The sequence below is a fragment of the Pseudoxanthomonas spadix BD-a59 genome, from assembly GCF_000233915.3.
GTDB classification, from domain to species: Bacteria; Pseudomonadota; Gammaproteobacteria; order Xanthomonadales; family Xanthomonadaceae; genus Pseudoxanthomonas_A; species Pseudoxanthomonas_A spadix.
In genome coordinates this window covers 2228990-2250724 of sequence record NC_016147.2, presented here as the reverse complement: position 1 = coordinate 2250724, position 21735 = coordinate 2228990, and the positions used below count along the sequence as shown (strand labels likewise).

Genomic DNA, 21735 nt, shown 5'->3' with positions numbered 1-21735 from the left:
CCGGCTCAATCCGGGCGGCGCAACGCCTGGATCAAGGGCGCCAGGTGGTTGGCGTAGGGCGCCCATTTCGGCACGTCCCTGGCCTGGATGCCGCCACGGACCTGGACCGCGCTGGCGGTCACCACTCCGCGCTGCCGGCCTGCGAGCTCCAGCATCGCCGGATCGAAGTCCAGTCCGCAGAAGGCACACACCTGGCGCAGCACGGCTTCGGGCTCGCGCACCAGGCGTGCGTATTCCACGTCCAGGATGCGGCCGGGAAAGCGCCGGTGCCAATGGGCCATGAGCGCGCGGTACTGGCGGTAGTACGCCGCCAGCTCCTGCAGGTCATAGCTATAGGGATTGGCCTCGGAAAACAGCTCGCGCAGGTTGGAGAAGCAGGTTTCCACCGGGTCGCGGACCAGGTGCAGGATCCTGGCCTGCGGCAATGCCGCGGCGATGAATCCGATGTTGAGGAAGTTCGAAGGCAGCTTGTCGGTGAAGAACGCCTCGCCCTGCAGGCGCCACGCAATTCCGTCCAGATAGCGCTGCCCGGCAGCAGCCAGGTCCGCGCGTTGCGCACGCTCCACGATCGTGGTGTCGATCACTCCGCGGCAGTGGTGGTCGGTGGCGTGGCGCATGGCGCTGGTGAAGTCATAGAGCTCGCCAATGCCCCTGACATGCGGCGATCCGTCCATCATCTGCTCGAGCAGGGTGGTGCCCGAGCGGTGCATTCCGACGATGAAGATGGGCGTGGCACCGGCATTGCCCGTGGCAGGCGTCGGCGGCGGGGTGAATGCGGCCAGCGCCTGCATCAACCGGTAGGACGCGCCAGTTTCGTATTGCAGGGTCGAACGCTTCGCGCGGCAGCCCAGCATCAGCGCCTGCCAGGCGCCCTGGGTGTCTCCCAGGTCGTCCAGTTCCTTGTGCAGCGCGAAACCCAGCAGGGCGACATCGGCGGCACTGCGGCCCGGCCGCTGCAACTGCGCCTTGATGGCGTCGACGTGGTGCGAGGTCGGCTGCTGCCTGCGCAGCGCGGCCTGCAGCCACCAGCCCTGCGCAATCTCCGGTGCCCGCTTGAGCGCCCGCGCCACGTCCTGCTCGGCTTCCCTGAAACGCCCCAGATAAGTCAGCACCTGGGTCCTTGCCAGCAGGGTCGTTGGATAATCGGGGTCCGCGCGCCGGGCTTCGTCCAGCAGGACGATGGCCTGATCGGGCAGGTTGACGTAGCTCAATTGCGCCGCGGCCCGGATCAGGGCCGGAATGGACATGCGCGAAGCCGGCAGCATGCGCTTGATGCACTCCAGCAAGGCCGGGATCTCGTTGAATGTCCGCAGCCTGGGGAGCAGCTCGTCCAGGACCTTTGGCGAGCTGGTCCCGGTCGCATGGGCCTGCATCGCACAGGCGAGCGCCTTGCGGTATTGCCCGCGCAGGGAATGCATGTAGGACAACTGGACCAGGACGTAGGGGTCTGCCGGCTTCTGCACGAGCGCTGCGCCATACAGGGCGATGGCCTGGTCGATGTCCCGCCGCGCCGCGCAGGCTTCGGCGCGTTCGAGCAGGGCGCCATATCCGGGCGCGGGAACGGCAGGGCTCATGCCGCGGGCGCCTCCAGCAGGATCCGCAGCGGTTCCAGTTCGTCGGCGTACCGTTTCCAGGCGCCGACGCCCCGGCTGTTGATCGGTTCGCGGACCTGGGCGCTGCTGGCGGTGGCAACCGGCGCCGGGTTGCCGGTGATGTCGGTCAGGCCAGGCCAGGCCGGAAGGCCGGCGAAATCCAGCACCTCGGCGATCACCCGCGGCGAATCCTCCACCAGTGCCTCGTAGGACACCACCTTCACCGCCTGCGGCGCCATGCGCTGCCAGCGCGCCATCAGCTTCTCGACGCCGCGAACACGCGTGGCCAGCGACTTGAAGTCGTAGCTGTAGGGGTACGCGCTGCCCTGGAACAGCTCCTTCAGGTTGGAGAACGCCGCATCCATCGGCTGCCGCTGCATCACCAGGATCCGGGCGTGGGGCAACGCCTGCACGATCAGCGGGATGTTGAAGAAATTCTGCGGGTTCTTGTCGATGGCAAAGGCGGTGGCCGAGGCATGCCGACGCAGGCGCTGCATGTACAGATGCCCCATCGCACGATGGTCCAGGCGCATGAAGTCCGCGGGCCGATGCGCTTCCAGCAGGGTGCTGAAGAACCGGTCGGAGACTTCGCTGACCGCCACCGCGAAGTCGTTGCGCTCGCCCACCGAGCTGACCCATCCGTGGTTGCCCAGGATCCGGTCCAGGAGCGTGGTCCCGGTGCGCGGGAGTCCCACGATGAACAGCGGCGTGGGTTGCTCGGCCTTGGTGTCCGTTCGGGTGCCAGGCGACCAGTCCAGCGCATGCAGTGCCTCGAGCCTGGCCTGGTCCTGCGCCGGGTCGTGGTGCAGCCGCTGCTGCATGATGCCGGCGCCCGATGCCAGTGCCTGCCAGGCGCGCGGATCGCGGCCCCGGTCGTACTCATGGAAGAGCGAGTACAGCAGGTGCGCCTGCTCGATGCCGTCGGCGGGATGCGCCTGGCGCGCGGCTTCCAGTCGGGCCAGGCGGTGGCCCTGCATGCCATCGCGCGCCTGGGTCGCGATCGCCCAGTGTGCGTCGACCAGGGCCGGGTCCAGCGCCAGGCTGCGCTCATGGAGCACGGCGGCCTCCTGGAGGCGGCCGAGATAGCGCAACACGTTGGCGCGCGTGAACACCAGCAGCGCATTGGGAGCCAGCCGAGGCTGGACGCCATCGAGGAAACGCAGGGCATCGTCATAGCGTCCGGCCAGCCAGAGATGCTGGGCCAGTGCCGGCGATTGCCGCAGGACGTCAGGGTCGCTCCAGTCGGCAGAAAGGATGACCGAAGCCACTTCGGCGTCTTCGGCAAAGTCCAGCAGTCGCAGGGTCACATAGCCAAGATGGCGCGCGCTCGCCCCCAGTCGGACCGCATCGGCGGCCTGGAGCGCGTGCTGGCGGGCCTGGCGATAGCGCCCGTTGAATTGCGCGAACCGCGACAGGCGCAGTCGGGCCGGGATGTGGCGCGCGTCGAGCCGCAGCAGTGCTTCGTATTCTTTGCGTGCCGACTGAAGGTCGCGCTGCGCCTCGAATTCCTGTCCACGGGCCCAGTGGGCGTTCAATGGTGGCTGCATCTGGCGTGATCTTGGAAGGTCTGTGCGGGTGCAAGGATAGCGGTCGTCCTGCCCCGCCGGGCAGGGCCTGGCAGAAAAGGCAGAAAAGAAAGGGCCGCCTTGCGGCGGCCCCTGTTTGACGATGGTGTTGCAGGCTTCGATCAGAAGTCGTACTGCGCCATGAAGCGGAAATAGCGCGGCGTCTGGTACGAGTCCGGCAGCAGGTAGGTCGGCGAAGGCTGACCGGTGGGGTTGATTTCCGCCGTCTCGTTGATGGCGGTCACCTTCTGCCTGTTGAAGACGTTGAACACGTCGACCTTGAACTGCCAGCCTTCCATGGCGGAGGGTTTGTAGGCGACGTTCAGGTCCAGGTTGTTGGTCCATGGCAGGCGTCCTGCCTTGCCACGTGGGACCGCCACGACCGTTGCATCGTCCACGCCACCATCGGTCGTCGTGCCGCAACGCATGAAGGACGAGCCGTACGGGTGGGGCGCGAAGTTGGTCTGGATGATCTTGCCGGTGGGGTCGCGCACCGGCGGCGCGTCGTTCAGATCCAGCATGCCCATGCAGTTCTTCGGACGTCCGGATTGCACGATGAAGTTGCCGCCCACCGACCATTCCTCGTTGAACTGGTAGTTGCCGAACAACTTGATCGTATGGCGCCGGTCATTGGGCAGGTAGCCGTAGGTATCGACCGTCAGTTCCTTGTAGTCGAAGTCCTGGGTGACATTGGTGTCGTCCTGGCCGATGTCGGATTTCACGCCACCTTCGGTGTTGCCCTTGCTGTAGGCCAGCGTGTAGTTGGCCTGGAAGAAGAACTTGTCGTAGTTGCCGTCCAGGGTGAAGTCCAGTGCCCTGTAGGTGCGCTTGGCCTGCGGGCTGAGCAGGTCCGCGTCCACTTCGGTGGTGATGTAGTTGCCGTCGCCCAGCAGATCGGTGATGTAGACCGCGTCCTCGCCCGGGTTGAACATGCGGCAGTACGGGAAGCCACCGTTGGGAAGGATGTAGTCCAGCCCGGCCTCCTCGGCCGCATGGGCGATCGGCGTGTAATCGCAGTTGTCGTCGATGGCGGCCTTGAGCTTGCGATAGGTGCCCTTGACGCCGAAGCTCAGGTGCTCGGTCAATGCCTGCTGGAAGCCCAGGATATATTCGTCCTGGTACATCGGGTCGAGGTTGGTCGAGGCGATCGTCTTGGGATCCTTGGAACCACCGAACTCGCCGTTGATGTACTGGATCGGGCTGATCGGAACGGCACCCAGCGGCGCGCCGGTGACCGGATCGACGCCGGTGTAGCTGTAGAACTGCCGCGAAAACACCGATGCGCTGGCGCCGCGGATGGCCACGCTGGAGGTCAGCGGCAGCGCATAACGGCCGGCGTTACCATAGATCTTCAGCGACGAATCGCCGTTGACATCCCACGAAAAGCCAAGCCGGGGGCCAAACTGGTTCTCGATCTCGACGTAGGCATCGCCGTCGCCGTTGAGGTTCTCGAACGAATCCCAGCGCAGGCCCACATAGGCCAGGAAGTTGTCGGTGATGTTCCAGTTGTCCTCGATGTAGAAGGCCTCCTGGTTCACCTCGACGGTGGCGCCCTGGTTGACGATCTGCTCACGCACGCGATTGACGCCGGCGGCGGTGGTGCTGTACTGCCAAATGCGGCCGCCCTCGTAGGAGGCGCCCGCCACAGACTCGTAGTCGTCGCGGTCGTAGCCAAAGCGGATCAGGTGGTCGCCCAGTGCCCACTCAGCGTCGATGCGGTACTGGTCGCGGGTGTCCTCGCCGTTCTCGGCGTCGATGGTCGTGCCGGTGATGTTGCAGGTGCTGCGGTACTGGCCGGTCAGCTGCCGCTGCGCCAACGGACGCGAATCCTGGATGATGGGGCAACCGGTAGCCGGGTTGTTGAGGTCGCCGCCGTAGGATGCCTTGCTGCCGTCGGGATAGCGCAGATACTGTTCGCGCGAGAACTCGCTGTGGCCATACAGGGCCGAGAGGGTGAATGTATCGGTGAGGTAACCGGTGTAGCGGCCGATATAGTTCTCGCCGCCCTGCTCACTGAAGAAGCTACCGATCTTGTCTCCGCGATCGGTCTCTCCGGGCGTGTTGGCGTAGGCGACCTGCTTGGTCTTCTCCTTGTCGGAGAACGCGGTGAACTCCAAGGTGTGGCGGTCGCTGATGTTCCAGTCCAGCTTGACCAGCCAGGTCGGATCGCGTTGGTCCTCATTGAGGTTCTGGTTGGACAGGACCGAGCCCCATTCGTCACTCTCGGTCTTCCCGTACTGGATCAGGCCGTAGGCAAACAACTTGTCCTGGATCAGCGCGCCGCTGGCCCAGGCCGAGGTGACCCAGCTCTCGCTTTCATCTTCGGAGTTGTCCGAGCGCAGCGTGCCGTATTCGCCGGTCAGCGGATTGGCATAGAGCGTGTCGCGGGTATGGGCCTGCAGTGCCTTGGGCTCGAAGAACACGTTGCCGCCGGCATGGAATTCATTGGTACCGCGCTTGGTGACCTGGCTGACCACGCCACCGAGCGAACGGCCGAATTCGGCGCCATAACCGCCGGTCTTGATCTGCTGCTCGGCGATCGCCTCAAACGGGACCTGGGCAAAGTTGAGGCCGCGGAACGAGTTGGTGATGTTGAAGCCGTTGACGTAATACTGGTTCTCGGCCACCGAGGCGCCACCGAACGAGGCGAGGTTGCCGAACGCGGAGTCGCCGCGCACGGTGCCCGGCGCCAGCAGGGCGACTGAGGTGGTGTCGCGCGCCACCGGGATGCGCGCGATCTGCTCGGCGGTCAGGATGGTGGTGGACTCTACCGAAGACACGTCGATCGGGTTGAGCATGGCGGTTCCGCGGACCTGCACCGTGCCCAGGGTCGAGGCGGCGCCTTCAGCAGTGACGAAATTGACGGTCGAGCCACTGCCGACCAGGACGCGCACGCCCTCGCGGACTTCGGTGGTCCCGTCGGCGCCCTGCTTGGTCAGGGTATAGGTGCCGGTGGGCAGCGTGGAGAAGCGATAGCTTCCGTCTGCGCCCGCCGTCACGGAGCGGGAAAAACCCGTATCCGGGTTGGTGATCTGCAGGGTCGAGCCTGCCGGTGCCTGACCGGAAATGGAGCCGGTCGATTGCTGCGCGAACGCGACGGTGCTGAAACACATGCCAAGGGCAACGCTGAGTGCGGTGCGCTGCATCGCTTGTTTGGTGCGGTTGACTGCCACAGTCTCTCTCCTGACTACGGTATGAATTGAAGGATCCCGTGTGTCATCTCTGGCAAGCCGTGACAACGGTTAACCGGAATTTAGCGGTCTTCGCCGCACAAGTCACGAAAAATTAATGAAGTGCCGGTGCGAAGGCGGATTTCCCGACGTGAGTCAAATTCAGTCATGTGAAGTTGCCTGGTTGCGGTCACCCGCAGAGACGGTCGGCTGCGCGCCTTGGCCGAAGGCTGGCTCGCGTCGCGGTCAACGCCCCAGCTCAAACACCACATCGATGCTCACCGAGAGCGTGGCTTCACCCGGCGAGACCGGGGTGCTGTCGGCCACCTTGGCGCGCGCGGTCATCATCACCGGGCTCGGGCCGCCGCCGCTGGCGCCTTCGGAAATGCTGACGATGCGCCGGACCTTGAGGCCCAGGCCGCTGGCGTAGGTTTCGGCGCGGGCCTGGGCCTGCTTGAGGGCAGACAGGCGGGCCTGGTCGTAGAGCGGTTCGGGCTGCTCGATCTCGAAGGTCGGGCCGTTGATCTGGTTGGCGCCCTGGGCGGCGAGGGCATCGAGCACCTGACCCAGCTCGGCGAGCCTGCGGACCCTGAGGTTGACGGTATTGGTGGCCTGGTAGCCGGTGATCTTCGGGGCCTGGTTGTCGCGGTAGTCGTATTGCGGGCTGAGCATCACCCCGCTGGTCTGGATGTCCTTCTCGGCGATGCCGGCCTTCCTGATCGCCGCCATGAGCTGGGTCATCTGGGTGGCGTTGCCGCGCATGGCGGTGTTGCCGTCCACGGCCTGGGTGACCACGCCGGCGGAGAGGGTGGCGATGTCCGGCGCGCGGCTGGCTTGTGCCTGGGAGGACACCGACAGCAGCGTGCCGTCGGCCGGCAGGGTGTAGCCGGAGGCGGTCTGGGCCGAAGCGGTCATGGCGGTGCCTCCAAGGGCGAGTGCAAGGGCGATCAGCAGCGGGCGAAGACGGCAGTTGCGCATGGCGGTGTCCTGTTCAGGGCGGTGGCGGGAGGGTATCCCACGCCATGAACGGGCGGTCGGCCAAGGCGGGGTTGCGGCGCGCGCGCGCGCGCCGGGTCATCGTTGCGCCAGGCGCCGCGGAGTATCCTGCACCCATGCTGTTTCTTGCCTCCCAATCCCCCCGGCGCGCCGAGCTGCTGGCCCGTCTCGGGGTGCGCTTCGATGTGTTGACCCTGGACATCCCCGAGCAGCGCCAGCCTGGCGAGGCGGCGCTGGACTACGTGCGCCGGGTGGCGCAGGAGAAGGCGCAGGCCGGCCTGGCACGGCTGCCCGAGCAGCCGGGCGCGGTGGTGCTTGGTGCGGACACCGAAGTGATCCTGGACGATGTCGTGTTCGGCAAGCCGGCCGACCAGGCCGATGCGGCGGCCATGCTGCAGCGCCTGTCCGGGCGCACGCACGCGGTGGCCAGCGCGGTGTCGGTGGTCGCGGCCGGGCGCCAGGCGCAGCTGCTCAACGTGTCGCAGGTGACCTTCGCGGAGCTGACCGGGCAGGCCATTGCCCGCTACGTGGCCACCGGCGAATCGATGGGCAAGGCCGGCGCCTACGCCATCCAGGGCCGTGGCGAGGCACTGATCACCCACCTTTCCGGCAGCTATTCCGGTGTAATGGGTCTTCCGCTGCACGATGCAGCGCGCCTGCTTGCGCAATTCGGAGTGCTTTGATGTCCGAGGAGATCCTGGTCAACGTCACCCCGCGGGAGACCCGGGTGGCGGTGGTGGAAAACGGCATGCTGCAGGAACTGCACATCGAGCGCGGCTGGCGCCGCGGCATCGTCGGCAACATCTACAAGGGTCAGGTGCAGCGGGTGATGCCCGGGATGCAGGCGGCTTTCGTGGAGATCGGCCATGACCGGGCCGCCTTCCTGCACGCCAGCGACATCGTCCGCGCCGGGCCACCGTCGAACGTGGCTGCCGGCGAGGAAGTGCCGCTGCCGCCGGCACCCATCGCGCCGGCGTCCATTTTGGAGCTGGTGCGCGACGGCCAGGACGTGGTGGTGCAGGTGGTCAAGGACCCGATCGGTTCCAAGGGCGCGCGCCTGACCACCCAGATCAGCATTCCCTCGCGCTATCTGGTGCTGCTGCCGCAGTCCAGGGTGATCGGGGTGTCGGCGCGGATCGAGGACGAGGCCGAGCGCGCCCGGCTCAGGAGTCTGATCACCGAGCTGTCTTCGCAGCACGGCAGCATGGGCTACATCGTGCGCACCAATGCCGAAGGCCAGCCGGCCGAGGCGCTGGCCGAGGACGTGGCCTATCTGTCGCGGGTGTGGAACGTGATCAACCGGCGCGCCGGCGAGATGGCCCCGCGCGCGCTGCTCTACGAGGACCTGAGCCTGCCGCTGCGCGCGGTCCGCGACCTGATCCGCAAGGACGTGGAGAAGGTCAAGGTCGATTCGCGCGAAACCTACGAGCGCCTGCAGGCCTTCGTCGCCAAGTACATGCCGCCGCTGGCCGAGCGCATCGAGCTGTATGGCGGCGATCGGCCGATCTTCGACCTGTACGGGGTCGAGGACGAGATCGGCCGCGCCCTGGACAAGCAGGTGCCGCTGAAGTCCGGAGGCTACCTGGTGATCGACCAGACCGAGGCGATGACCACGATCGACGTCAACACCGGTTCGTTCCTGGGCCAGCGCAACCTGGAGGAAACGGTCTACCGCACCAACCTGGAAGCGGCGCAGGCGGTGGCCCGGCAGCTGCGGCTGCGCAACCTGGGCGGGATCATCATCATCGACTTCATCGACATGTCCGATGCCGAGCACAAGCGCCAGGTGCTGCGCACGCTGGAAAAGGGCCTGGCGCGCGACCATGCCCGCACCACGGTCTACGACTTCTCGCCGCTGGGGCTGGTCGAGATGACCCGCAAGCGCACCGTGGAAAGCCTGGAACGCCAGCTGTCCGAGCCCTGCAGCGCCTGCGGCGGGCGGGGCATGGTCAAGACCGCCGAGACGGTGACCTACGAGATCTTCCGCGAGATCACCCGCGCCACCCGCCAGTTCGAAGCCGCGCGCCTGCTGGTGATCGCCTCGCCGCAGGTGGTGGCGCGGATCACCGACGAGGAGTCGCAGGCGGTGGCCGAGCTGGAGGAGTTCCTGGGCAAGTCGATCCGCTTCCAGGCCGATGGGCAGTACCTGCAGGAACAGTTTGATGTCGTGCTGCTTTGAGGCCGGGACCCGGGACCCGGGACCCGGGGCCCGGCAAAGCGGGATTTCGGCGTGTCCGTTGCCGCTTTCGCCGTTTCAGGGGCGAGATCCAACACTCCGGCGACAGCGTGAGGCTGTCGGTCCAGCGTTTGCCGTTGCTTCCCCGGGGGCCGGGACCGGGGACCCGGGACCCGGGACCCGGCAAAGCGGGATTTCGGCGTGTCCGTTGCCGCTTTCGCCGTTTCAGGGGCGAGATCCAACACTCCGGCGACAGCGTGAGGCTGTCGGTCCAGCGTTTGCCGTTGCTTCCCCGGGTCCCGGGTCCCGGGCCCCGGGTCCCGGCTCCCCGGCCCCGGCCATCGCTTGATGCCCATTGCCTTCCACCACCGCCTGCGCGTGCTGCGCCGCGTGGCCTGGTATGCGCTGGCCGTGGCGCTGGTCTGCGTGGCCCTGGTGCTGGGCGTGGTCAGCCAGCTGCTGCCGCTGGCCGAGCGCCACCCGGACAGGGTCGCGGCCTGGCTGAGCCAGCGCGCCGGGCGGCCAGTGACCTTCCGCACGCTCAAGACCGAATGGACCCGGCGCGGCCCGCTGCTGCGGCTCGATGGCCTGCAGGTCGGCGGCAGTGGCGCCGGGCAGGGCGTGCAGATCGGCCAGGGCGAAGTGTTGGTGGCGCTGTATTCGGGCCTGCTGCCGGGCCGGGCCTTCACCGAGCTGCGCCTGCGCAACATCGCCCTGGAAGCGGTGCGTGCCGAGGATGGCAGCTGGACGATCCGTGGATTTCCCGGCCAGCACAGGCCCGATCCGCTGCAGTCGCTCGATGGCCTGGGCGAACTGCAGGTGGTCGACGGCCGCCTGCGCGTGCTGGCGCCCTCGCTGGGCTGGGACCTGCAGCTGCCCAGCATCGACCTGCGCCTGCGCGTGCAGGGGCCGCAGGTGCGGGCCGGCGCACGCCTGCGCGGCAGCCGCCAGGGCGGCAAACCGATCGGGATCGCCGCCCGGTTCGACCGTCACAGCGGCGACGGGCGCGCCTACCTGCAGGGCGAGGGCATCACCCTGGCCCACTGGCAGGCCCTGTCCGGACTGGCCGGGATGCAACTGCGCGGCGGCCGTGGTGATGTGCAGGCCTGGGTGCAGCTGAAGGGCCATCGCGTCCAGCAGGTGCAGGCCGAGCTGGCGCTGAAACAGGTGCAGCTGGCCACCCGCGACGGCAGCGGCACGGTGGCCTTCGCGGAAATCAGCGGGCAGGGGCGTTTCCAGAAGCAGCCCGAGCAGTGGCGGCTGGACGTGCCCCGGCTGCGGCTGGGGCCGAAGGGCGGCAGCGGCGGTGTCGATGGAGTGAGCCTGATCGGCGGCGCGCGCTCGGCGTTGGTGGCGGACCGGATCGAGGTCGCGCCGCTGCTGCAGGCGCTGGCGATGAGCGACCAGCTCAAGCCGGGCCTGCGCACCTGGCTGCGGCAGGCCCGGCCGCAGGCGGTGTTGCGCCAGGTGCAGGTGGCCGGCTCGGTACGGGGACCGCTGTGGCTGGCGGCGCAGGTCCAGGACGCCGGGTTTGCCCCGGTGGGCCAGGCCCCGGGCCTGAGCGGCCTGGCCGGCCGCCTGACCGGCGACGCGCAGGGCGTGGCGCTGGTGCTGGATGAGGCGGCGCCGTTCAGGTTCGACTGGCCGGCCGGCTTCGGCGTGGTCCACGCCGCGTCGCTGCGCGGCACCCTGGCCGGCTGGCGCGAAGGCGCCGGGTGGAAGTTCGGCACGCCGGCGCTGCGGGTGGTCGGCCCGGATTTCGGGCTGGACGTGCGCGGCGATGTGTGGTTCCAGAACGATTCCAGCCGACCCTGGCTCAACCTGGCCGCCGAGGTGCACGACACGCCACTGGCGGCCGCACGCGGGTTCTGGGTGCGCCACCGCATGTCCAGGGCGGCGCTGGGCTGGCTGAACATGGCCCTGCAGGGCGGCACGCTGCGCAACGGCACCGGGCTGGTCGCCGGTGACCTGGACCACTGGCCGTTCCTGCACAACCAGGGGTTGTTTGATGCCAGTGCTGACATCGAAGGCGGACGCATCCGCTTCCAGGCCGACTGGCCGGACATGCAGGGCGTGGATGCGCACGTGCGCTTTGTCAACAACGGCTTCCAGCTCAGCGGCAAGGGCCAGCTGGGGCAGGTGCCGGTCAGTCGCATCGAGGCCGGCATCGCCGATTGGCACCAGACCGTGCTCAAGGTGGACGCGGCCGGCGGCGACGATGCCGGCGGGCTGCTGTCGCTGGTGCGCAACAGCCCGCTGCAGCAGCGCTACGGCAGCGCGATCAAGGGCCTGAGCGCCTCCGGCCCGGCCACGGTCGACTACCGGATGCAGCTGCCACTGCGCGCCGGTTCGGGGGTGGAACGGCAGATCGGCGGCCAGGTGGCGCTGGACGGCGCGCGCCTGACCGACCGCACCTGGGACCTGGATTTCAGCCAGGTGCGCGGTGCGGCCAGCTTCAGCGATGGCGGCTTCCAGGCGCCCGCGCTCAGCGTCAACACCGGCGGCCAGCCGGGCCAGCTGGCCCTGCGCGCGGGCACCTCGACGCAGGATCCGGCGCATGTCTTCGAAGCCCAGCTGCAGGCGCCACTGACCAGCGATGAACTGCTGCAGCGGGTGCCGGAAATCGGCTGGCTCAAGGCCTATCTGCACGGGCGTTCACCGTGGACGGTCAAGGTCGGAGTGGGGGCGCCGGCGCAGGCCGGGGCCGATCCGCCGGTCAGGATCAGCGCCGCTTCCAACCTCGTCGGCACCACCCTGAGTCTGCCCGCGCCGCTGGCGAAATCCGCCAGCCAGGCGCTGCCTGCCAGCGTGGACGTGCAGCTGCCGTTGGATAGGGGCCAGGTGGATGTGGGCTTCGGCAAGCTAATGGCACTGCGCATGCAGCAGCGTGGCGGCAACACCGGTGTGCGCGTGGAAATGGGCCGCAGCAGCATCGCCCAGCCGGTGCCGGACAGCGGCCTCAGCGCCGGCGGCACGGCGACCTCGCTGGATGCAGCCGGCTGGATCGCGGTGGCGCGCGCCTCTGGCAGCGCACCGGCCGATACTCCCCTGGTCAAGGCGGCCGCCGCAGCCGCCGCGCTGACCAATCCGCAGGCCGTGGTCGATCCTGTTCCGGCCGCCGCCAGCCAGCCGCTCAAGCTGCGTGGCATCGACATCACCGCGCAGAAGCTGCTGCTGATTGGCGGCGCCTTTCCGGCCACCCGGGTGCAAGTGGTGCCGGCGCCCCAAGCCCTGGAGGTGAAGCTGGACGGCGCGGCGCTCTCAGGCAGCGTGCATGTGCCGGAGGATGAAAACGCGCCGGTGCGCGGCCGGCTGGCGCGGCTGCACTGGGTGTCGGCCGCGCCGCCGCCGACGGCTGATACCGGCTCGACACCGGCCGCAGACGACCTGGACCCGTCCGCGCTGCCCTCGCTGGCGCTGGACGTGGACGACCTGCGCTTCGGCCAGGCCCGGCTGGGCCAGACCACCCTGCGCACGCGCAAGCTGCCCTCCGGCCTGCGCGTGGAAGCCCTCAGGATGCGCTCGCCGCAGCAGAAGCTGGACATCAACGGTGACTGGACCGGGCGCGGCCGCAGCGCGCGTACCCACCTGGTGGCCAAGGTCGACAGCCAGGACCTGGGCGCGTTGATGGACGGCCTGGGCTTCACCGGGCGGGTGCGCGGCGGCACCGGCAAGGTCGAGCTGGACCTGGCCTGGCCGTCGAGTCCGGCGGACTTCTCGCTGGGCGGGCTGGACGGCAGCGCCAGGTTGAGCGCGCACAACGGTGCGCTGCTGGAAGTCGAACCGGGCGCCGGCCGCGTGCTCGGCCTGTTCAGCCTGACCCAGCTGCCGCGCCGGCTGATGCTGGATTTCCGCGACTTCTTCTCCAAGGGCTTTGCCTTCAACCGGATCGAGGGCGATGTGGCCTTCAACGATGGCCGCGCCCGCACCGACAACACCGTGATCGAAGGTCCAGCGGCGCAGATCCTCATTGGTGGCAGCACCGACCTGGGCAAGCAGACCTTCGACCAGACCATCCACGTCCTGCCGCGCTCGGGCAACCTGCTGACCATGGTCGGGGCCTTCACCGGCGGCCCGGTCGGCGCGGCGGTCGGCGCGGCCGCCAACGCGATGCTGGGCAAGCCACTGGGAGAGATCGGCGCCAAGACCTACCACGTGACCGGTCCGTGGAAGGACCCCAAGGTGGATGTGACCGAACACGAAGGCCCGGCCACACCTGCGACCAAGCCAGTCCAGATGCCTGCACCTGTCACGCCCGCACAGCCGCGCTGAGCGCGCGCGGCTTGCATTCCCCCTTCAGGACCCGATCATTACCCCATGAGCACATCCGCACTCGCACTTGCCCAATCCCGCCTGCTGGTTCCCGCTGGCCTTGACCAGACCGGTCTGGAGCGTGCCTTCGGCGCGCTGCTGGGGCCGGGCATCGACTTTGGTGACCTGTATTTCCAGCATGCGCGCCGCGAGAGCTGGACGGTGGAGGACGGCATCGTCAAGGACGGCGCGCATTCGATCGAACAGGGCGTGGGCGTGCGCGCGATCTCCGGCGAGAAGACCGGCTTTGCCTACTCGGACGACATCAACGCGGCTGCGCTGCTGAGCGCGGCCGGTTCGGCCCGGGCGATCGCGCGCGATGGCGCCAGCCACGCTGCGCGCACCCTGGTGCGCGGCCAGGGCCGGGCGCTGTATGCGCCGGAAGATCCGGTCGATGCGATGGACAACGACGACAAGGTCGCCGCACTGCGCGCGGTGGACAAATTCCTGCGCGCGGCCGATCCGCGCGTGCAGCAGGTCACCGTCAGCCTGTCCGGCGGCGTGGACACGGTGCTGGTGGCGCGCAGCGACGGGGTGCTGGCCTCGGACGTGCGCCCGCTGGTGCGTCTGAACATCCAGGTGATCGTCGAACAGAACGGCCGCCGCGAATCCGGCTACGCCGGCTACGGCGGGCGCTATTCCTACGCCGAACTGCTCGGCACCGGCCGCCCCGAGGAATTCGCCCGCGAGGCCCTGCGCCAGGCGCTGGTGAACCTGGAAGCGGTCGACGCGCCGGCCGGGGTGATGCCGGTGGTGCTGGCCTCCGGCTGGCCCGGCGTGCTGCTGCACGAAGCGGTCGGCCACGGCCTGGAAGGCGACTTCAACCGCAAGGGCACCAGCGTCTACGCCGACCGCATCGGCCAGCGCGTGGCCGCCAAGGGCGTGACCATCGTCGATGACGGTACCCTGGAAGGCCGCCGCGGCTCGCTCAACGTCGATGACGAAGGCCAGCGCACCCAATGCACCACGCTGATCGAGGACGGCGTCCTGGTCGGCTACATGCAGGACAGCCTCAACGCGCGCCTGATGGGCATGGCGCCGACCGGCAACGGCCGCCGCGAATCCTTTGCCCACCTGCCGATGCCGCGCATGACCAACACCTACATGCTGGCCGGCCAGCACGATCCGCAGGAGATGATCCGTTCGGTCAAAAAGGGCCTGTACGCGGTCAACTTCGGCGGTGGCCAGGTCGACATCACCAGCGGCAAGTACGTGTTCTCCGCGACCGAGGCCTACCTGATCGAGGACGGCAAGGTCACCGCGCCGGTCAAGGGCGCCACCCTGATCGGCAACGGCCCGGAGACCATGCAGAAGGTGCGCATGATCGGCAACGACCTGGCCCTGGATGCCGGCGTGGGCGTGTGCGGCAAGGACGGGCAGAGCGTGCCGGTCGGTGTGGGCCAGCCGTCGCTGCTGATCGACGGGCTGACCGTGGGCGGCACCAGGGCGTGAGCAGCGCCGGGACTCTGGGCCCGGGCCCCGGGTCGCGGGGAACACCCAGCTGCGCAGGAGCAACGGACTGCTCGGCATGCCGATCCTGCCGCGGCCTCTTGCCCGCAGGCGCTGTCTCTTTATCACTTGCTTGGAGCAGGCTTGCGGCTGATGTCCCGACAGGGGTGCAGGCTTGCCCCTTCTCCCCCGCTTGCGGGGGAGAAGATGCCCGCAGGGTAGATGAGGGGGGTTTTCCGCTGGTGGCGCATCACGATGTCGTTGGCTTGGGCACCTGCGCAGACAATCGGCCGGTTCTGGTCTTCGGCAACCCCCTCACCCCCTCAGTCGCTCGCCGCGACTTCGAGCTCTCCCCCACAAGTGCGGGAGAGGGGGCCGATCCGCTGTTACCTGGGGTCCGGTTCTGCCGCCGTCAGTACCTGGCGCAGGACCCGGAACAGCTCGCGGTAGGACGCCGGCGGCTTGTTGCGCTTGCGTTCTTCGGCCACGTTGCGGATCAGCTGGCGCAGGCGCTGGCGGTCGGCGTGCGGATATTCGTCCAGCAGTTGGGTCAGCGCTTCGGGATCGTCGAGCAGGCGCTCGCGCCAGCTTTCGGCCTGGTGCATCAGGCCGGTCTCGATGCGCGCCGCATCGCCGCTGGTGTCCAGCGCGTCGCGGATTGCCTCCAGCGTCTGGTCGTCTTCCTTGCGCATCTGCTTGGCCAGGAACTGCAGCTGGCGCTTGTGCGCGATGTGCGAGGTGACCCGGCGCGTTTCATCCACATGTCCGGCCAGTTCCTCGCTCAGCGGCAGGCGCGCCAGCTGCGCCGGGCTCAGCGCCACCAGCTGTTCGGCCAGCGCACGCACTTCCAGCGCGCCCTGGCGCTGCTGGGTCCGGCTGGGGCCGCGAAATTCGCCGGTTTCAGGATCGCGTCCGCGCATGCATCACACCTTCCTCAAAGGCGCGCCAGATGCGCGCGCCGGATCAATCAAGCAGAGACAACAGGATAAGCCATTGAACGCACTCACTTCCCCCGCCCGCGACGACAGCGCCCAGCGCCTTGATCACCTGGCCGAGCTGTCCGAGCGGCTGCTGGCCATGGCCCGCAGCCGCGGCGCCAGCCAGGCCGAGGTCAGCTGCAGCGAGGATTTCGGCCTGAGCGTCAACGTGCGCATGGGCGAGGTGGAAACGGTCGAGTCCACCCAGGACCGCGCGATCGGCGTGACCGTCTACTTCGGCCAGCGCAAGGGCAGCGCCAGCACCGGCGACCTGCGCGAGGAAAGCCTGGCCGCCACGGTCGAACAGGCCTGCGCGATCGCCCGCTATACCGAGGACGACCCAGCGGCCGGCCTGGCCGACCCGCAGCGCATGGCGCGCGAATTCCCGGACCTGGGCGGCTGGCACCCCTGGCAGCTCGATGCCGATGCGGCAGTGGACCTGGCCCTGGCCTGCGAAGCGGCCGGGCGCGACGCCGATGCGCGAGTGCGCAATTCCGACGGCGCCTCGGTCAGCAGCAGCCATGGCCTGTCGGTGTATGCCAACTCGCATGGCTTCGTCGGCCGCGAGCGCGGCACCCACCATTCGATCAGCTGCGCGCTGATCGCCGGTACCGGTGAAGGCATGCAACGCGACGGCTGGTATTCGACCGCGCTGGCGCGCGAGCGGCTGGAAGCGCCCGAGGCCATCGGCCGCCGCGCCGCGCAGCGCACCGTGGCCCGGCTGGGGCCGCGCGAGCTGGCCACCGGCCAGTACCCGGTGCTGTACAGCGCCGAGGTCGCCCGCTCGCTGATCGGCCACCTGCTGGGCGCGGTCAGCGGTGGGGCGTTGTACCGCAAGGCCAGCTTCCTGCTGGACCACGCCGGCAGGCAGATCTTCCCGGACTGGTTCTCCATCGAGGAACGGCCGCTGCTGCGCGAGGGCCTGCGTTCGGGCGCATTCGATGCCGAAGGCGTGGCCACGGCCGATTCGGCGCTGGTGTCCCGTGGCGTCCTCCAGCGCTATGTGCTGGGCAGCTATTCAGCGCGCAAGCTGGGCCTGTCCAGCACCGGCAATGCCGGCGGCATCCACAACCTGGAGGTCGCCGCCAATGCCGGCGACCTGACGACGATGCTCAAGGACATGGGCACCGGCCTGCTGGTGACCGAATTGATGGGCCAGGGGGTCAATCCGGTGACCGGCGACTACTCGCGCGGCGCCGGCGGCTTCTGGATCGAAAATGGCCAGATCGCCTATCCGGTGGACAACGTCACCGTGGCCGGCAATCTCAAGGACATCTTCGCCGCGATCGAAGCGGTGGGCAGCGACGTGGATCGGCGCTCGCACATCGGCATCGGCTCGGTCCTGGTCGGGCGCATGACCGTTGCCGGTGGGCAATGACGTCTTGCCTGATACCTGCCGTGCAGGGGGATTGACGCGCGCCGCGCCGGCCACGACAGTGGCCGCGGCCAGCCCACGGCCGGATGCGTTCCACCACCCCACTTCAGGAACCGCAAGCGCATGAACGAATTCGAGAACGTCACCGCTCCGCCGCCGCCGCCCACAGGCGTGGCCCCGCAGGAAGACCGCACCGTCGCCCTGATCGTGCACCTGACCGGCATCGTGGCCAGTTTTGTCGTGCCACTGATCCTGTGGCTGGTGAACAAGGACAATCCGGCCAAGGCCTGGCTCACTGACCAGTCCAAGGAAGCGCTGAACTTCCAGATCACCGTGTTCATCGCCTATCTCGTCTGCAGCGTGCTGGGTGTGATCGGGATCGGTTTCCTGCTGATGCCGCTGGTCTGGATCGCCAACCTGGTGCTGTGCATCCTGGCCGGGATCAAGGCCAACGAAGGCGTCAGCTACCGCTACCCGTTCGCGCTGCGCCTGATCAAGTAGCCGGCGGACTGGCAGCAAACAGGCCCGGCATCGCCAGGCCTTTCGCATGGGCGCCGCGGTGCCTGCCGGCAAGGACCTGCCTGAGCCAGCTTTCCGCCGCACCTGCATCTTGCCGGGTCTGACCCAGGCGTTGACGCTGGCCGCATCGCAATGCGCTCGCGCCATGAACCTCACTGAACACGTTCCGGCGCAGGTCAACCCGATGCGCGGTGGGGCGTTTGCATGTGCAGTGTTTCTTCGCAGCAGGTGCCATGCGCATGACCCGCCAGACCGCCGTCAGCGCCACCAATCGCTTTGGCCTGGGCGCGCGCCCGGGCGAACTGGCCGGGCTGGCCGACCCGCAGGGCTGGCTGCTTGCGCAGCTGCATCCCGGCGCGCCGCCCGCGGCGTTGGCGGGCCTGCCGACCAGCCTGGAGGTCCTGCAGCAGGACATCGCCCTGCAGCAGGCACGGCGCGAAGCCAGGCAGAACGGCGGTGACAAGCCCGCCGGGCTGGTCAAGGCATTGCGCCAGGGCCAGGCGCGCGAACTGGCCCTGCGCCACCAGGTCGCCGTCGAGAGCCAGGCGAGCTTTGTCGAGCGCATGGTGCGGTTCTGGTCCAACCACTTCGCCGTGTCGCTGGACAAGCCGGTGGCCGCACCTTACGCCGCGCCAATGGAGCGCGAAGCGATCCGCCCACATGTCATCGGTCGCTTTGGCGAGCTGCTGCTGGCGGTGGAAACGCACCCGGCGATGCTGCGCTTCCTGGACAACGCGCGCTCGGTCGGCGCCGACTCGATGGTGGCCATGCGCGCGCGCCGGCGCAATCCGGACAAGGCCCCGGGCCTCAACGAAAACCTCGCCCGCGAGATCCTGGAGCTGCACACCGTCGGCGCCAACGGCGGCTATACCCAGGCCGATGTCACCGAGCTGGCCAAGGCCATCACCGGCTGGGGCGTGCCGATGCCGCAGGACTTCAAGCGCGGCGGGGTCCAAAGCGCCTTCGTGTTCCGCGCCAACGCCCATGAAGGCGGCGCGCGCACGGTCATGGGCAAGCGCTACCGGCAGGCCGGCATGGACCAGGGCAAGGCCGTGCTGGCGCAGCTGGCCGTGCATCCGGCCACCGCGCGGCATGTTTCGAGCAAGATCGCCCGGCACCTGATCAGCGATGCGCCGCCGCCGGGCGTGGTCGAGGCCATGACCCGCGCCTGGCTGAAAACCGATGGCGATCTGGCCAGCGTCTACGCCACGCTGATCCGCCACCCGGCCGCGTGGGGCGCGCAGGCGCGCAAGTTCAAGACGCCCGACGATTTCGTGGTGTCCGCGCTGCGCGCCGGCGGCCGGCCCGACGACCGGCGCCCGCAGGCGCTGGCCACGCTGCTCAACCGCATGGGCCAGCCGACCTTGACCCCGCGCTCGCCGGCCGGCTTCGAGGACGATGCCGCGCAGTGGAGCGGGCCCGACGCGCTGTGGAAGCGGGTGCAGAGTGCGCAGGCGCTGGCCGAAGCGGTGCCTGAGGCCCTGCTCGATCCGCTGGGCACCGCGCAGGCGGTGTTCGCCGACACCCTCGACGCCGACACCCTGGCCGCGCTCAGGCGTGCCGAATCGCCGCGCGATGGCCTGGCGCTGTTGTTCGCCAGCCCCGCGTTCCAGTGGAGGACCTGAAATGCCATTGACCCGACGCGCCTTCCTCGGCGCCGCTGGCGCGATGACCACCCTGACGCTGTGGCCCTCGCTCGGCCTGGCCGCGTCGCGCGGCAACGACACGCGCCTGCTGGTGGTGCTGCTGCGCGGCGGCCTGGATGGCCTGCATACGTTGATCCCGGTCGACGACCCCAACTACCGCAGCCTGCGTGGCGCCCTGGCGCCAGGCGATGCGCGCAAGCTGGACGCCGACTTCGCGCTGCATCCCTCGCTGGCCTTCACCCATGCGCTGTATGGCAAGAAGCAGCTACTGCCGGTGGTGGCCATTGCCCCGCCGTACCGGCAGCGCTCCCACTTCGAGGCGCAGGACTGCCTGGAGAACGGCAGCGCCCGCCCCGGCGGCGCCAACACCGGCTGGCTCAACCGCTGCGCTGGCGCGATGGCCGGCACCCAGGCGCTGTCGATCACCACGGTGATGCCGCTGATCATGCGCGGCCCCGGCGATGCCTCCACCTGGTCGCCGCCGTTGCCCAGGCAGGTCAACCCGATCCTGCTGCAGCGCCTGCAGGCCCTGTACGCGCACGATAGCGCGTTGGCCGAAAACTTCCAGCGGGCGGTGGCCAACCAGGGCATGGCCGCGGTGCAGGGCGCCGGCGGCAAGGGCCGCATGGCGGCGGCAACCGCTGCGGCGGCGACCTTCATGTCCCAACCCGACGGCCCGCGCATCGCCTTCGTCGAGGATTCCGGCTGGGACACCCACGCCGGCCAGGCAGCGATCCTGAAGAACAAACTGACCGAACTGGACAACGGCCTGCGCGCCTTCCACGACGGCGCGCAAAGCCTCTGGGACAAGACCGTGGTCGTGGTGGTCACCGAGTTCGGCCGCACCGCCAGGGTCAACGGCACCGGCGGCACCGACCACGGCACCGGCGGCCTGGCCCTGCTGGCAGGGGGCGCCGTACGCGGCGGCCGCATCGCCGGCCACTGGCCCGGACTGTCGCAAGCGGCCCTCAACGACGGTCGCGATCTGCGCGTGACCACCGACATGCGCGCGCTGTTCAAGGCCGTGCTGGCCGGTCACCTGCGCGTGGACCAGGGCCGGCTGGAAAAGGCGGTGTTCCCGGAAAGTGGCAAGGTGCGGGCGATGGATGGCCTGCTGGGGTGACACGGTGATGCCTCGCTGACGCCCAGGAGGGGCCGGCGTGGAGAAGTGCACCTTGCACACCGACTACGGCGACCTGGTGCTCTACAACCGGGAGGCGACGCAGGTGGCGGCGGGTGGTCGAACGGCTGCTGCGGGTGCACTGGCGGCGTCTGCAGCACGCTGAACGCCTGCCCGGGGACGATGGGGACAGCCAGGTCGGCCGGGGCTAAGATGATCAGGACATCCCTTGCGAGAGAACAGCCCATGGCCGCCGCGTTCAAACAGCAGGCCCATCAGCTAGTGGACGACCTGCCCGACGAGGCCAGTTGGGAGGACCTGATCTATCAGGCCGCCTTGCACCGGGCGATCGAAAAGGGCATCGAGCAGGCCGATGCCGGGCAGCTCATTGCCGCCGAGGACGTGCTTCGGCAACTCGAACTGGCCGCATGAGGGTCTGCTGGACGCCAGGCGCCCGGGCCCGGCCGCTGGAGATCCAGACCAGACCTACCTGAAAGCGCACGCCCCGGACGTTGCGGCGTCGGTGACGCTCCAGCTGGCGCGCCGCGCACTGGAACTGGGCGAGTTGCCAGCGATGGGCAAGCGGCTGGAACGCTATCGGCCTGCGGACGTGCGGGAGCTGCTGGAGCGGCCCTATCGCTTGATCTACCGCGTGACGCAGACGCAGGTGGAGATTCTGACGGTGCTGCACTATCGGCAGCTGATGCCGGCCGATCTGGCCGATCTGCACGACTGACTACGGCGCGGCCTAACGGCTGCGCCGTTCAAGCCGACGCCGAATCGCGACACCAAGGGAAACAGGGGGAATGCACTTACCGTAAGTTGAAGGTCCGCACCCA

15 protein-coding genes are annotated in these 21735 nt (G+C 68.7%); 10 read left to right on the top strand and 5 right to left on the bottom strand.

Annotated features, from left to right (window positions below):
• Positions 1-5 precede the first annotated feature (5 nt).
• The 4 genes from DSC_RS15725 to DSC_RS10105 all read right to left on the bottom strand — a co-directional run bounded on the left by DSC_RS15725 (position 6) and on the right by DSC_RS10105 (position 7305).
• Positions 6-1574: a tetratricopeptide repeat-containing sulfotransferase family protein gene (locus DSC_RS15725; RefSeq protein ID WP_014161073.1), complete on the bottom strand. Its 1569-nt coding sequence runs from the start codon at positions 1572-1574 to the stop codon at positions 6-8.
• Complete coding sequence (locus DSC_RS15720; protein ID WP_014161072.1) at positions 1571-3139, bottom strand: tetratricopeptide repeat-containing sulfotransferase family protein; 1569 nt, start codon at positions 3137-3139, stop codon at positions 1571-1573. The genes DSC_RS15725 and DSC_RS15720 overlap by 4 nt, the downstream gene beginning before the upstream one ends.
• A gap of 140 nt (positions 3140-3279) precedes the next feature.
• On the bottom strand, positions 3280-6330 hold the full coding sequence (locus DSC_RS10110; protein ID WP_014161071.1) for a TonB-dependent receptor: 3051 nt from the start codon (positions 6328-6330) through the stop codon (positions 3280-3282).
• A gap of 243 nt (positions 6331-6573) precedes the next feature.
• Complete coding sequence (locus tag DSC_RS10105) at positions 6574-7305, bottom strand: SIMPL domain-containing protein (protein WP_014161070.1); 732 nt, start codon at positions 7303-7305, stop codon at positions 6574-6576.
• Positions 7306-7439: 134 nt separating this feature from the next.
• Between DSC_RS10105 and DSC_RS10100 the strand changes: the two genes are divergently transcribed.
• From DSC_RS10100 to tldD, 4 genes are all read left to right on the top strand, one after another.
• Complete coding sequence (locus DSC_RS10100; RefSeq protein WP_014161069.1) at positions 7440-8006, top strand: Maf family protein; 567 nt, start codon at positions 7440-7442, stop codon at positions 8004-8006.
• Positions 8006-9502 (top strand): ribonuclease G, encoded by a 1497-nt coding sequence (rng, locus tag DSC_RS10095; protein ID WP_014161068.1) that lies wholly within the window; start codon positions 8006-8008, stop codon positions 9500-9502. Before DSC_RS10100 ends, rng begins: the two co-directional genes overlap by 1 nt.
• A gap of 345 nt (positions 9503-9847) precedes the next feature.
• Positions 9848-13771 carry a YhdP family protein gene (locus DSC_RS10090; protein ID WP_014161067.1) on the top strand — a complete coding sequence of 1308 codons (3924 nt, stop codon included), beginning with the start codon at positions 9848-9850 and terminating at the stop codon, positions 13769-13771.
• Between the two features lie 45 nt (positions 13772-13816).
• Positions 13817-15262, top strand: coding sequence for a metalloprotease TldD (gene tldD, locus DSC_RS10085; RefSeq protein WP_014161066.1), 1446 nt, complete (start codon positions 13817-13819; stop codon positions 15260-15262).
• A gap of 383 nt (positions 15263-15645) precedes the next feature.
• Here the strand turns inward: tldD and yjgA are convergent, their stop codons facing one another.
• On the bottom strand, positions 15646-16179 hold the full coding sequence (gene yjgA / locus DSC_RS10080; RefSeq protein WP_014161065.1) for a ribosome biogenesis factor YjgA: 534 nt from the start codon (positions 16177-16179) through the stop codon (positions 15646-15648).
• A gap of 73 nt (positions 16180-16252) precedes the next feature.
• Here yjgA and pmbA point away from each other — a divergent pair, with 73 nt between their 5' ends.
• From pmbA to DSC_RS17565, 6 genes are all read left to right on the top strand, one after another.
• On the top strand, positions 16253-17614 hold the full coding sequence (pmbA, locus tag DSC_RS10075) for a metalloprotease PmbA (protein WP_014161064.1): 1362 nt from the start codon (positions 16253-16255) through the stop codon (positions 17612-17614).
• A 120-nt stretch (positions 17615-17734) separates the two neighbouring features.
• Positions 17735-18112, top strand: a complete 378-nt coding sequence (locus tag DSC_RS10070; RefSeq protein WP_014161063.1) for a DUF4870 domain-containing protein — start codon at positions 17735-17737, stop codon at positions 18110-18112.
• Between the two features lie 257 nt (positions 18113-18369).
• A complete protein-coding gene (locus DSC_RS10065; RefSeq protein WP_014161062.1) occupies positions 18370-19755 on the top strand; it encodes a DUF1800 domain-containing protein in 1386 nt (461 codons plus the stop codon).
• Position 19756: 1 nt separating this feature from the next.
• A complete protein-coding gene (locus tag DSC_RS10060; protein WP_043290536.1) occupies positions 19757-20899 on the top strand; it encodes a DUF1501 domain-containing protein in 1143 nt (380 codons plus the stop codon).
• A gap of 243 nt (positions 20900-21142) precedes the next feature.
• Positions 21143-21328, top strand: a complete 186-nt coding sequence (locus DSC_RS10055; protein WP_043290534.1) for a hypothetical protein — start codon at positions 21143-21145, stop codon at positions 21326-21328.
• On the top strand, positions 21270-21632 hold the full coding sequence (locus DSC_RS17565; RefSeq protein ID WP_083833534.1) for a type II toxin-antitoxin system RelE/ParE family toxin: 363 nt from the start codon (positions 21270-21272) through the stop codon (positions 21630-21632). The genes DSC_RS10055 and DSC_RS17565 overlap by 59 nt, the downstream gene beginning before the upstream one ends.
• Positions 21633-21735: the final 103 nt, after the last annotated feature.

Excerpts from the sequence above, each read along its gene's own strand:
- DSC_RS10100 (WP_014161069.1), top strand. The coding sequence starts at position 7,440 with ATGCTGTTTCTTGCCTCCCAATCCCCCCGGCGCGCCGAGCTGCTGGCC.
- DSC_RS15725 (WP_014161073.1), bottom strand. The coding sequence starts at position 1,574 with ATGAGCCCTGCCGTTCCCGCGCCCGGATATGGCGCCCTGCTCGAACGC.
- yjgA (WP_014161065.1), bottom strand. The coding sequence starts at position 16,179 with ATGCGCGGACGCGATCCTGAAACCGGCGAATTTCGCGGCCCCAGCCGG.
- DSC_RS10105 (WP_014161070.1), bottom strand. The coding sequence starts at position 7,305 with ATGCGCAACTGCCGTCTTCGCCCGCTGCTGATCGCCCTTGCACTCGCC.
- rng (WP_014161068.1), top strand. The coding sequence starts at position 8,006 with ATGTCCGAGGAGATCCTGGTCAACGTCACCCCGCGGGAGACCCGGGTG.
- DSC_RS17565 (WP_083833534.1), top strand. The coding sequence starts at position 21,270 with ATGCCGGGCAGCTCATTGCCGCCGAGGACGTGCTTCGGCAACTCGAAC.
- DSC_RS10055 (WP_043290534.1), top strand. The coding sequence starts at position 21,143 with ATGGCCGCCGCGTTCAAACAGCAGGCCCATCAGCTAGTGGACGACCTG.
- tldD (WP_014161066.1), top strand. The coding sequence starts at position 13,817 with ATGAGCACATCCGCACTCGCACTTGCCCAATCCCGCCTGCTGGTTCCC.
- DSC_RS10060 (WP_043290536.1), top strand. The coding sequence starts at position 19,757 with ATGCCATTGACCCGACGCGCCTTCCTCGGCGCCGCTGGCGCGATGACC.
- DSC_RS10090 (WP_014161067.1), top strand. The coding sequence starts at position 9,848 with ATGCCCATTGCCTTCCACCACCGCCTGCGCGTGCTGCGCCGCGTGGCC.
- DSC_RS10065 (WP_014161062.1), top strand. The coding sequence starts at position 18,370 with ATGACCCGCCAGACCGCCGTCAGCGCCACCAATCGCTTTGGCCTGGGC.
- DSC_RS15720 (WP_014161072.1), bottom strand. The coding sequence starts at position 3,139 with ATGCAGCCACCATTGAACGCCCACTGGGCCCGTGGACAGGAATTCGAG.
- DSC_RS10070 (WP_014161063.1), top strand. The coding sequence starts at position 17,735 with ATGAACGAATTCGAGAACGTCACCGCTCCGCCGCCGCCGCCCACAGGC.